This is a genomic window from Tsukamurella paurometabola DSM 20162, from assembly GCF_000092225.1.
GTDB lineage: Bacteria > Actinomycetota > Actinomycetes > Mycobacteriales > Mycobacteriaceae > Tsukamurella > Tsukamurella paurometabola.
The window spans coordinates 3,928,045-3,939,830 of the sequence record NC_014158.1; the positions used below are offsets into that span (position 1 = coordinate 3,928,045).

The following is an 11,786-nucleotide window of genomic DNA, read 5'->3' on the forward strand; positions in this document are numbered from 1 at the left end:
CGCGAAGGAGGAACCGATGGACTTCACCGTTCCCGAGGCGGAGGCCGACCTCGCCGCCCTCACCCGGAGTATCGCCGAAGGCTGCTCCGCGAAGAATCCCCTTCCCGGCGATTCCGGGTTCGACCGCGAGGTGTGGAGCACCCTGGCGCGGTCCGGGATACTCGACGCGGCATTGCCCACCACCGTCGGCGGCGGAGGACTGGGACTCACCGCGCATGCCGCCGTGCTCACCGAGCTCGGCCGCACCGTGGCTCCCGCACCGTATCTCGATACGATCCTCGTCGGCGCCGAGACGATCATCGCGTACGGCACCCCTGCACAGATCGAACGGTGGGCCGTCCCCGTGCTGCGCGGAGAAGACACCGTCGCCGTCGTCTTCGGTGACGACCACACCGGCTTCACCGCGACCGTCACCACAGACGGCTGGCGCCTCAACGGCGCCCAAACCGCCGTCTCGTCCGCCGCCTTCGCCGACACACTGCTCATCGAGGCCACTACTCCCGAAGGATCCGCCCTGTTCCTGGTGCCCCGGGATGCCAAGGGCATCAGCATCACCCGGCAGCATGTGGTGAACGGCACCGATACCGCCCTGGTCGAAGCCGCTGCGGTGCCACTGGCGTCCGACGCGCGCCTCGCCGGAGGCGACGCGCCCACCCGCGCTCGGCGCCTCGCGACCATCGGGTGGTGCGCCTGGCAGGCCGGCGTCACCGAGCGGGCTCTGGAACTCACCGCCGACTACGCTCGCACCCGCGAGCAGTTCGGCAAGCCGATCGGCTCGTTCCAGGCGGTGCGCCAGCGTCTCGCCGACGCCTACATCGACGTCGAGGCCGTACGGCTGACCGCACTGGAGGCGGCCTGGCGCGAATCCGAAGGCCTCGATGCCGTCGCCGAGATCGCCACCGCCAAGTTCTGGGCCGCAGAAGCCGGGCATCGGGTGGCGCACACCGCCGTCCACGTCCATGGCGGTGTCGGAATCGACACGGACCACCCCACCCACCGCTACTTCGTGGCCGCCAAGCGCGCCGAGTTCGCACTCGGCGGAGCGACCGCCCACCTCCGCGCCCTGGGCGCAGTACTCGCCGGAAGGAACCCCGCATGATCCGCAAGCTGTACAAGACCGCCACAGTCCCGGTATCGGACTCCGAGACGGTCGACTACATCGTGGTCGGCTCGGGTAGCGCCGGCTCGGTGGTGGCCGGACGGCTCGCCGACACCGGCGCTACCGTCGCACTGCTGGAGGCCGGGCCTGCCGACAACACCCGGATGACACAGGTGCCCGGCATGATCACGATGGTGCACACCGTTCCGCAGATGAAGTCGCGGGTAGCGTGGAAGCAGTACAGCGTGCCGCAGAAGTTCGCCAATGACCGGGCGATTCCGATGACCCGCGGCAAGATCCTCGGCGGCTCCAGTTCGATCAACGGGATGCTCTTCGTGCGTGGCAATCGAGCCAACTACGACTCCTGGGCCGCGGAAGGCGCCACCGGATGGGACTACCAGGGGGTGCTGCCGGCCTTCAAGCGGCTGGAGAACTGGGAAGGCGGCGCGAACGACCTCCGCGGCAGCGGTGGCCCGATCGAGGTGACCCGCCAGCGCGACCTCACCGAGGCCACGACGTCGTACATGGACGCGCTCTCCGACACGCTCGACGCACCGAAGATCGAGGACTACAACGGCCCCTCTCAGGAGGGCGTGAGCGTCTTTCAGGAGAGCGCCGCGAACGGTACCCGGTACAGCTCGGCGCAGGGCTACCTCCGCACCGCTCGCCCCAATCTCCGCGTGCACGTGAACGCCCACGTCAAGCGCGTGATCATCGACAACGGTCGCGCCACGGGTGTCGAGGTCCTCGAAGGCAGGGGCGTGCACACCATCCGCGCCAACCGTGAGGTGATCGTCTCGGCCGGTGTGATCGGCAGCCCACAGATCCTCATGCTCTCGGGCGTCGGACCCGCGCCACACTTGCGGGAGAAGGGAATCGGCGTTCAGGCCGACCTGCCTGTCGGCCAGAATCTCCACGACCATCTGTTCGTCCCCACTACCTTCCTGATGAGGGATGCCGTCAACAAGGGCACACCCGCCTACTTCGCCAAGGGACTCGCCGCCGAGGTCCGCAGGCCCGGTACCACCTGGATGGCGCGTACCGTCTTCGACGCCGTCGGTTTCGTGCGCACCTCCTTCGCCAAGGACATCCCGGACCTGCAGATCCACTGTCTCCCCTGGAACTACCCGGTGCCCAACCAGGATGCCGACAAACTGCACATGGTTGATCCGCGCCCGGGCCTGACCATCCTGCCCACGCTGATCTACCCGAAGAGCCGCGGCGAACTGCGCCTGAACTCGGCCGACCCGTTGGACTCGCCGATGATCGATCCCGCGTACCTCAGTGATCCGCAGGACACCGAGGTGCTGATGGAGGGCATCGGCATGGTCCGCGAGGTGATGAACCATCCGGCGGTCCGCGGCAAGGTGAGCGAGGAGTTCACGCCGGGCGCGGCCCTGAAGGACGATGCGGCGATGCGACGCGAGCTACCCAATCGCGTGCATTCGGTGTACCACCCGGTGGGCACCTGCCGGATGGGCACCGACGAGCGCGCCGTCGTCGACCCCGAGCTCCGCGTGATAGGCATCGAAGGCCTGCGCGTGGCGGATGCGTCGATCATGCCGTCCATCACCGGAGGCAACACGAACGCGCCGTCGTACATGATCGGTGAGATGTGCGCACGGTTCTTGGGCGCCTGACCTTTTCGTGAGCATCGCCGACCTGCTGCTGGCCCGCGCAGACGACCCCCGTGTCGGCCTGCGAGCAGGCGAGCTCTCCTGGACCTGGGCCGAGCACGTCGCGGATTCGGCCCGCCGGGCGGCCGCGCTCGACGATCTCCTGCCCGACGGTGCGCCTGCGCACTTCGGGGTTCTCGCCGACAACGTGCCGGAGTTCTCATTGCTTCTGGGCGCGGCCGCCCTATCCGGGTCGGTCCTGGTGGGCCTCAATCCCACCCGTCGCGGTACGGCTCTCGCCCGCGATATCGCCCTCGCCGACTGCCAGGTGGTCTTCACCCAGGGGCGGCATGCCGCGCTCCTCGATGGACTCGACCTCGGCGTCCCGGTGATCGACCTCGACGGCACCGCCTGGTCCGACCTCGTGGACCGCGACGCGGCCCCGCCACCGTCGTCCTACGGCCCGGACCGGCTGCTGGCTCTGGTGTTCACCTCGGGGACGAGCGGGGATCCGAAGGCCGTGCAGGCCACGCACGGCAAGTTCGAGGGCGCGGGCACCATGCTGGCGGACCGCTTCGGCCTCACAGGCGACGATGTCGCCTACGTCTCGATGCCGTTGTTCCACTCCAACGCGCTTCTCGCCGGGTGGTCGGTGGCACTCGCGGCGGGCGCCACCATCGCCCTCGCGGAACGTTTCTCGGCGTCCCGGTTCCTCGACGACGTCCGTCGATACGGCGCGACCTACGCCAATTACGTGGGCACTCCGCTGTCGTACATTCTGGCCACGCCCGAGCTGCCCGACGATGCCGACAATCCGTTGCGGGTGCTCTACGGCAACGAAGGGCGTGCGGACGATATCGCCGCGTTCGCCGCCCGATTCGGCTGCCACGTGCAGGACGGCTACGGATCCTCGGAGAACGGGGTCGCGATCGCCCGCACCCCGAACACACCACGCACCGCGTTGGGGCCGCTGCCGCCGGGTATCGCGGTGTGGCGGGTGGGCACCACGGACGAGTGCCCGCGTGCGCGGCTCGCCGCCGACGGTGCGGTACTCAATCCCGATGAGGCGATCGGCGAGCTGGTGAACACGTCCGGCCGGGGCGGATTCTCCGGTTATTACAAGGATCCCGAGGCCGAGGCCGCCCGCTCGGCGGGCGGCGTCTACCGCACGGGCGACCTCGCCTACGTCGACGAGGACGACTACGTCTACTTCGCGGGCCGCACCGGTGACTGGATGCGAGTGGGCGGGGAGAACCTGGGCGCCGGGCCCATCGAGCGGGCGCTGGTGCGGCATCCGCTGATCGCGGAAGCGGCGGTGTACGGGCTACCGGACCGGGTGGGAGATCAGGTCGCCGCGGCCGTGGTCCTCGCACCGGGTGCCGCACTGACCGTAGCCGAGATCGCGGAGTTCGTCCGCGATTAAACAGATCTGGGTCCGCGACAACGTCCCCGGCGGCTACGCATCGTCGACGAGCTGCCGCGCACCCCGTCGTTCAAGGTGCTCAAACGGGCACTGCAGGCGGACGGGATCGCGGCGACGGTGCCGTTACCCGGGTAGGAGTGCGCGCACGGCGTCGATGGTGTCGGCCTCGGCCGCCGTCTTGTCGGGCCGGTATCGCAGCACCCGTGCGAAGCGCAGGGCGACGCCTCCCGGATAGCGGCGGGAGCGTTGCACCCCGTCGAGCTCGATCTCGACCACGATCTCCGGCCGCAGGTACACGGTGTGCTCGCTCCGCTGTCTCTCGTGGCGCGGAAACTCCTCCGTCTGCCAGCGCAGAAGCGCATCCGTCAATCCTTTGAAGGTCTTACCCACCATGATCGGCTCGCCGCCATCCGGATCGCGGGCGCCCAGGTGCAGGTTCGAGAGCAGCCCGGTTCGCCGGCCGTATCCCCATTCGGCGCCCAGCACCACGAGATCGAGCGTGTACGACTGCTTCACCTTCTGCCACGCACGACCCCGCCGGCCCGCAGCGTAGGGCGAGTCCAGCCCCTTGACCATCACGCCCTCGTGTCCCGCCGCGAGCGCCGCCTCCAGGTGCGCGGAGGCCTGCTCCACCGATGGCCGTGTCAACGCGGGGATGCGCAGATCGCCCGCCACCTGTTCGAGCGCCGCGAGGCGCGCCGAGAGCGGCTCATCGAGCAGGTCGCGACCGTCGAGGTGCAGGCAGTCGAAGAAGAACGGCCGCAATACAGAGCGCTCGTCCTCCATCGATCCCGCGGAGCCGAACCGACTCATGGTCTCTTGGAAGGGCCGGGGCCGCCCCGCGTCGGTGAGCGCGAGGGATTCGCCGTCGAGCACGACGGAGGTACACGGCAGCGCCATCGCAGTCTCAACGATTTCGGGGACCGCGTCGGTGATATCGCGCAACGTGCGGGTGTACACCCGCACCGCATCGCCGTTGCGGTGCACCTGGATCCGCGCACCGTCGAGCTTGAACTCCACGCTGACCTCGGGTCCCAGATCGGCCAGTGCGGCGGGCAGATCGTCCGCGGGAGAGGCCAGCATCGGTGATACCCCGCGCAGCACCTCCAGCCCGAATCCGGCTAGTGCGTCTGCCCCACCCGCCAGTGCGGCGGACGCGGTCTGGGGCAGCGAGCCCGAGAGCATGGCGGCGCGGCGGACCGTTGCCAGCGGTACACCGGCTGCATGGGCCACCGCGTCGGTCATCACCCCGGCGAGCGCCCCGTGGCGCACCTCGCCCGTGATCAATCCGACGAGCAGCCGCTGTTCGTCGGCCGTGGCGCGCCCGAACAGTGCACCGAGCAGCTCTCCCCGCCGTGCCACCGATCCCGCGCCCGCTGTGCCCGCCAACTCGTCGAAGGCCGAGGAGACGTCCGCGACCGTGAGAGACGGGGTCGCCGCGGCCACCTGCTCGTCCAGTATCTTCGCCACCCCACGCCACCCGGTGCCCAGGCGCTCCTGCAGCAGCGAGCCCGAGAGCCACGCCACCACCGGCCGGACATCCGCGGCATCGGCATCGCGCAGCAATCGGGTGAGCGCCGCGATCTTGGCGGTGCGGGCACGGGTCGCCCCGACCTCGGTGGATGCGGCGACGACGTCGGCGAAGAGCACCTCCTGATTGTGGCGTAGGGGTCCGACAACCGCGGCGTAAGCCGACGACAGCGCACTCGGGCACCGTTGCCGGCGCAGCGAGCCGGCCATCATCGTCGAGCAGGTCCCAACTCCACTCGATCACCGCGTGCAGGGTGCGATGCCGCCGTGCACCCGGACCGGCGTAGTCCGGGGCGCCCGCTCAGCGGATACGGAGTCGGCGCATCAAGCGCAGCACCTGCACCGTCTGCTTCGCGTACTGGGCGTACGTCTGACCGGGACGCGCGCCGTAGACCTGCTTCTTCAGCGTCGCGAGATTGGTGGTGTCGGTGTACTTCAGCAGGCCCGCGTCGCCGTGCCGCACGCCCACGCCGGAGGCCTTCCAGCCACCCGAAGGGGTGCCCTTGCTGGCGAAGGACGCGGCGAACCCGTCATTGATATTGACGTTCCCGGCTTCGAGCTGGGCGCCGATCCGCGCGGCCCGGCCGAGGTCCTTGGCCCAGACGCTGGCGTTGAGACCGTAGCGGGTGTCGTTGGCGAGACGGATCGCTTCCTCATCGGTGGAGTACCGGAACAGGGACACGACGGGGCCGAAGGTCTCGGCGGTGGCGAGGTGCATGTCCGGCGTGACGCCGGTGAGCACCGTGGGCGCATAGAACGAGGGCCCGATATCGGTGCGCGGCCGGCCACCGCACAGCACCGTGGCGCCCTTGGCACGTGCATCCTCGACGTGCGCGGACACGCGGCGCAGCTGGTCGGGCGAGGCGAGCGAGCCCATATCGGCTTCGTAGTCGTAACCGGCTCCCAGGCTCAGGGCACCGGCGGCGGCGACGAAACGGCGCGAGAACTCGTCGAAGATGCTGTCGTGGATGTACATCCGCTCGATGTGCATACACGCCTGGCCCGCGTTGGCGAAGACCGCGAAGATGGCGCTGGTGACCGCCTCGTCGAGGTCGACGTCATCGAGCACGATCATCGGGTTCTTACCGCCGAGTTCCAGACTGCAGCCGATCAGGTTCTTGCCGGCCCGTTCGCCGACGGTGGCTCCGGTCGCGCTGGAACCGGTGAACATCACGAAGTCGGACTCGTCGATCAGTGTGGGGCCCACGTCCGGTCCCTGCCCGCAGACCACGCGGAACAGCCCCTCCGGCGCGCCGGCGCGCCGGAGCAGTTCCACACCGTAGAGCGCTGCGAGGGCGGTCTTGTTGTCGGGCTTGAGCACCACGCCGTTGCCGGCGATGAGGGCGGGAACGGCATCGGAGAGTGCCATCGCGAAGGGGAAGTTCCACGGCGCGATCACGCCGATCACGCCCTTGGGGCGATGCAGCTCGACCGAATTGCTGAACACCGGCACGGGGCCACCGCGCCGGCGGGTGCGCAACAGCCGCGGCGCCGCCTTGAGGTAGTGGCTGATCACCATCGGGACGTCGCAGGATTCCTCGAAGGCCATCCGCCGGTTCTTGCCGGTACCGCTCTGTATCAGGTCGACCAGTAGCTCGTTGTTCTCCAGGATCAACTCGTGCAATCGCTTGAACACGGCGAGCCGCTGCTCCAACGGTCGCTGCGCCCACTCCTGCTGAGCCGATCGCGCGGTCTCGAAGGCGGCTGTCACATCGGCGGGCGTGGATTGCGGGAGCGGTCCGATGGGTGCCCCGGTGAACACCTCGATCATGGGGAAGGGGGGTCGCGACTGCCGTCGGCGTCGACGAGGCCGGTGAGGTTCCCGATCAGCTCGTCGGTGACGCGCGGAGGCAGGGTATTGCGGAGCTGTGTGGGCGAAGCCATACCGAACTCTAACCCAAATCCTAGAACTTGTTCTAGATTCGGGAGATGGTCAACGATCTCAGAGTAGGACTCAACCTCGGCTACTGGACCCGCGGTCCCGAGGACCACTCCGAGGCGGTGATCACCGCCGACGACCTGGGCTACGACTACGCCTTCACCGCGGAGGCCTACGGCTCGGATGCCTTCTCGACACTGGCGTGGTACGGGTCGCGGACCAGGCGGATCAAGCTGGGCACCGCGGTGGCGCAGATCCCCGCCCGCACGCCGACGGCCACGGCCATGCACGCGCTCACCATCGACGGCCTCTCCGCCGGTCGGATGGTGCTGGGGCTCGGAGCGTCCGGTCCGCAGGTCGCCGAAGGCTGGTACGGCACCCCGTTCCCGAAGCCACTGGCTCGTACCCGTGAATACGTCGACATCGTGCGCCGGGTGATCGCGCGGGAGCAGCCCGTGACCAGCCCCGGCCCGCACTACCCGCTCCCGTATCCCGGCGGGACCGGCTTGGGAAAGCCGCTGAAGTCGATCGCGCTGCCGGTTCGGCCGCGCATCCCGATCTTCCTCGGGGCCGAGGGACCGAAGAACGTGGCGCTCTCGGCCGAGATCGCCGACGGCTGGCTCCCCCTGTTCATCGACCCGGCCCAGGTGAACTCGATCTACGGCGAATCACTCGCCGGCCGCCCAGATGACTTCGAGATCGCCGCCACGGTGTCAGTGATCGTCTCCGACGATCTCGACGCCGCGTTGGCGCAGGCCAAGGTCCCCCTCGCCTTCTACATCGGCGGTATGGGGCACAAGTCCACCAACTTTCATCTGGACCTGATCGGCCGGCTGGGCTACGCCGATGCGGCGGTTGCGGTGCAGGAGAAATTCCTCGCGGGCGACCGCGCCGGGGCGATCGCCGCAGTACCCGACGAGCTCGCGGATTCGATCACCCTGGCGGGGCCGGTCGAGCGCATCGCCGAACGACTCCAGCTCTGGCGCGACAGCCCGGTCACCACCGTGCTGTTCAGCGGTGTCCGCGACGAACCCACCCTGCGCCGGCTCATCGAGGCAGCACGCGGCTAACGGCGCCCGAAGGTGAGCGCCAGGTCCCACGGGTCCAGCCCCCAGCCGCCGATCGCCTCGATCATCAACGTGGGGGCGAGGGCCACCGTCTCCGGATTCGACGGTGCGCTGACCGTCGCACTGGGTGCACCGGGTTCCAGGAACGGTTCCCAGAGCAGCGATTCGGCCGGCGGCGGCGCAGCTTCGACCACGGCGACGTGACCGGCACCGTCCGCAAGCACGGCGAACAGGCACAGCGGTGGACCACCCGGCCGCTGGGCACCCGGCCCGACGACGAGGAACTCGTAGGTGTCCACACAGTGCCGTACGGCGCGGGTGAGAAGTTCCCGGAAGTCCTGCCGTGTTCCCCGCGACGCCCGCTTGGGGCCGCGGAGTTCCACCGTCTGGGCCGCCATCGTCAGATCGCCGTCGACCTGCACGGGGAGCCGCGGACGCAGGATCAGTCCGGCGTCGGCGAACTCGGCGCTCTCTCGGAAGTAGTTCTCCGTCAAGGCGATCCGTCCGAGCCGACCGCTGCCTTGGGTTTCGCGCAGCCACGCGTCGTCCGGCACCGACCACAGCCGGTCGGTGCCGTCGGTCGCCCACGTACGCACCAGACCGCCGACACACGGGCTCAACTGCACCTCATCACCGGACATGGCGCGCTACAGGTACTTCGCGGTGCTACCGCTGACCGGCATCGCCCCCATACCCAGTTTCCGGTGATCCCAGCTGCGGATCCTGGCGGTGCGCAGCCGCACCGCGACCCTCTTGTTCATCATCGCGTCGATCGCCGGCCTGAGCTCGTCGGTGTACGGCCCGAAATAGCGCTCGTAGACCTGCTCGCATACTGCGCGCACCGTGGCTTCGTCGTCGACGATCTCGGCGGTGCCTTCGATCGCGACACCGCGCAACTGGTCGTACGAGTCACCCGCCTCGATGGATGCGCTCATGGCCGGGTTACGGCGCAGGTTCACCACCTTCTGCGATTTGCCCTTGGTCTCGATCCACAGATCACCGTCGATCACGGCGTACCACATGGCCACGAGGTGCGGCGCACCGCTCGCACCGACCGTAGCGATGGTCGCGGTGCGGCTGTGGTCGAGGAACTCGGCGATCTCCGCCTCGCTCATCTGGATCTGGCCGCGCTGATTCGTTCCCATGGCGTCAGCGTGCCAGGTTCAGGCGCTCGACGGAATCATCGAACTCGCGCACCAGCTCGGCCATGATCTCGGCGACCGGGCGCACAGCGTTCATCCGGCCCACGATCTGGCCCACCGGCATCGCGACCACCGTCGGGTCACCCGAGGCACTGATCCGCTGGTGCGCCGCCCCGACCAGCAGGTTCTGCAAGGGCATGGGCAGTGCCGACGGCGCGCCCGGCTGTTCCCAGGCCTGCGTCCACCGGGTTTTGAGCAGGCGGGCGGGCTTGCCGGAGAAGATCCGGGTGCGCACGGTGTCGGCACTCGTCGCAGCGACGAGAGCGTCCTGCATGGTCTGCGACTTCGTGTGCGTCTGAAGGTACTCGGTGGTGGTGAGCCAGTACGATCCCATCCACACCCCCTCGGCACCGAGCGTCAGTGCCGCGGCGATCTGGCGGCCCGAACCGATGCCGCCCGCGGCGATGACGGTCGCGTCGTCGCCCACCTCGTCCACGATCTCCGTGAGGAGCACCATCGAAGCGATTTCGCCGGTGTGGCCACCCGCCTCGTAGCCCTGCGCAATGACGATGTCGACGCCGTTGTCGACGTGGGCGCGGGCGTGCTTGGCGCGACCGGCGAGCGCGGCGACCTCGACGCCGTGCTCGTGTGCGGCGTCGATGACGTCTTTCGGCGGCGAGCCGAGGGCGTTGGCGATCAACGCGATCCGATGTCCCAGCGCCACTTCGACATGCGAGCGGGCCACGGAGTGGAGCCAGCCCAGCACACCGGCTCCGGCGGCACCGTCGGGCAGCTCCGGTACGCCGAGTTCACGCAGCGTGCGCTCGACGAAGGCCCGATGTTCCTCGGGGATCAGCTCGGTCAGGTCACCCGCCGATCCCTCGGTGGGCACCGCATTGGGCATCACGATGTCGACGCCGTAGGGGCGGCCGTCGGTATTGGCATCCATCCAGTCGAGAACGGCGTCCAGCTCGGCGGGATCGTTGAACCGGACGCAACCCAGAACGCCGAGCCCGCCCGCCCGTGAGACGGCGGCCGCCACGTGCTCCGACGGGGTGAACGCGATGATCGGGTACTCGATTCCCAGATCGTCGCACAGGGGTGTGCGCATGTGTTTCCTCCTGACGAGAGCCTTCCCACCAAACTAGAACGTGTTACTGTCGGGCGAAGCGGAATCCTCGCATTTCCCAGTTCGATTCCGATCCTGGAGTTCCCATCGGTAAAGGAACGCGCTATGACCGACGCCCCACACGCCCTCGTCGAACAGCGTGGCCACACGCTGATCATCACCATGAACCGACCGGAGGCGAAGAACGCGCTCACCGGCGACATGCTGCGCATCATGACCGAGTCGTGGGACCGGATCGACTCCGATCCCGAGATCCGCAGCGCGATTCTCACCGGCGCGGGCGGCGCCTTCTGCGCAGGCGCGGATCTGAAGAACATGACGAAGTCCAATCCGGGTGAAACCATGTCGAGCGGCGGTTTCGATCCGGCACGGATCCCCGGACTGATCAAGGGCCGCCGGCCGAAGAAGCCGTTGATCGCCGCGGTCGAGGGCGCCGCCATCGCGGGCGGCACCGAGCTGTTGCAGGGAACCGATATCCGAGTCGCGGCGCAGAGCGCGAAGTTCGGTGTGTCCGAGGCCAAGTGGAGCCTGTTCCCGATGGGTGGATCCGCCGTCCGGCTCCCGCGCCAGATCCCGTACACCGTGGCGGCGGACCTCCTACTGACCGGACGGCACATCTCCGCAGCGGAGGCGCTGGAGTACGGCCTCGTCGGCCACGTGGTGGCCGACGACACCGCTCTGGACAAGGCACTCGAGCTCGCCGAGCTGGTGAACGCCAATGGCCCCCTCGCGGTTCAGGCCATCCTGCGCACCATGCGCGAGACGGAGGGCCTGCACGAGGAGGAGGCCTTCCGCATCGATGCAGCCCTCGGCCTGGCCGTCTTCACATCCGAGGACGCGAAGGAGGGTCCGCGCGCCTTCGCCGAGAAGCGCAGGCCCGTCTTCCACGGCCGCTGACGCT

The 11,786-nt window shown here is 68.8% G+C and carries 9 protein-coding genes and 1 pseudogene; 5 read left to right on the forward strand and 5 right to left on the reverse strand.

Translation table 11 applies throughout. The features are described 5' to 3' along the window. Window positions 1-16 precede the first annotated feature (16 nt). The 3 genes and pseudogenes from TPAU_RS19040 to TPAU_RS19050 all read left to right on the forward strand — a co-directional run bounded on the left by TPAU_RS19040 (window position 17) and on the right by TPAU_RS19050 (window position 4,273). A complete protein-coding gene (locus TPAU_RS19040; protein ID WP_013128381.1) occupies window positions 17-1,099 on the forward strand; it encodes an acyl-CoA dehydrogenase family protein in 1,083 nt (360 codons plus the stop codon). Beyond that, window positions 1,096-2,739 carry a GMC family oxidoreductase gene (locus TPAU_RS19045; RefSeq protein ID WP_013128382.1) on the forward strand — a complete coding sequence of 548 codons (1,644 nt, stop codon included), beginning with the start codon at window positions 1,096-1,098 and terminating at the stop codon, window positions 2,737-2,739. The genes TPAU_RS19040 and TPAU_RS19045 overlap by 4 nt, the downstream gene beginning before the upstream one ends. Window positions 2,740-2,746: 7 nt before the next feature. Next, window positions 2,747-4,273 (forward strand): annotated as a pseudogene (locus TPAU_RS19050) (long-chain-fatty-acid--CoA ligase). On the opposite strand, the gene TPAU_RS19055 reads toward TPAU_RS19050, so the two are convergent. Together TPAU_RS19055 and TPAU_RS19060 are read right to left on the reverse strand one after the other, a co-directional pair. Beyond that, window positions 4,262-5,788 (reverse strand): ATP-dependent DNA ligase, encoded by a 1,527-nt coding sequence (locus TPAU_RS19055; protein WP_041945282.1) that lies wholly within the window; start codon window positions 5,786-5,788, stop codon window positions 4,262-4,264. The pseudogene TPAU_RS19050 and the gene TPAU_RS19055 sit on opposite strands and share 12 nt — an antisense overlap. A gap of 181 nt (window positions 5,789-5,969) precedes the next feature. Then, entirely contained in the window at window positions 5,970-7,439 is a 1,470-nt protein-coding gene (locus TPAU_RS19060) for a succinic semialdehyde dehydrogenase (RefSeq protein ID WP_245537811.1), read from the reverse strand. 158 nt (window positions 7,440-7,597) lie between these two features. On the opposite strand from TPAU_RS19060, the gene TPAU_RS19065 reads away from it, so the two are divergent. Further along, the gene (locus tag TPAU_RS19065) at window positions 7,598-8,617 is read left to right on the forward strand and encodes an LLM class F420-dependent oxidoreductase (RefSeq protein ID WP_013128384.1); all 1,020 of its coding nucleotides are present in this window, start codon (window positions 7,598-7,600) and stop codon (window positions 8,615-8,617) included. Here TPAU_RS19065 and TPAU_RS19070 read toward each other — a convergent pair. From TPAU_RS19070 to TPAU_RS19080, 3 genes are read right to left on the reverse strand one after another with little or no spacing between them, the layout of a single operon-like run. After that, a complete protein-coding gene (locus TPAU_RS19070) occupies window positions 8,614-9,255 on the reverse strand; it encodes a hypothetical protein (protein WP_013128385.1) in 642 nt (213 codons plus the stop codon). The two genes, TPAU_RS19065 and TPAU_RS19070, sit on opposite strands and share 4 nt — an antisense overlap. 6 nt (window positions 9,256-9,261) lie before the next feature. Then, entirely contained in the window at window positions 9,262-9,759 is a 498-nt protein-coding gene (locus TPAU_RS19075) for a pyridoxamine 5'-phosphate oxidase family protein (RefSeq protein ID WP_013128386.1), read from the reverse strand. Window positions 9,760-9,763: 4 nt separating this feature from the next. Continuing rightward, window positions 9,764-10,867, reverse strand: a complete 1,104-nt coding sequence (locus tag TPAU_RS19080) for an NAD(P)H-dependent flavin oxidoreductase (RefSeq protein ID WP_013128387.1) — start codon at window positions 10,865-10,867, stop codon at window positions 9,764-9,766. Between the two features lie 123 nt (window positions 10,868-10,990). On the opposite strand from TPAU_RS19080, the gene TPAU_RS22065 reads away from it, so the two are divergent. Further along, a complete protein-coding gene (locus tag TPAU_RS22065) occupies window positions 10,991-11,782 on the forward strand; it encodes a crotonase/enoyl-CoA hydratase family protein (RefSeq protein WP_013128388.1) in 792 nt (263 codons plus the stop codon). Window positions 11,783-11,786 lie beyond the last annotated feature (4 nt).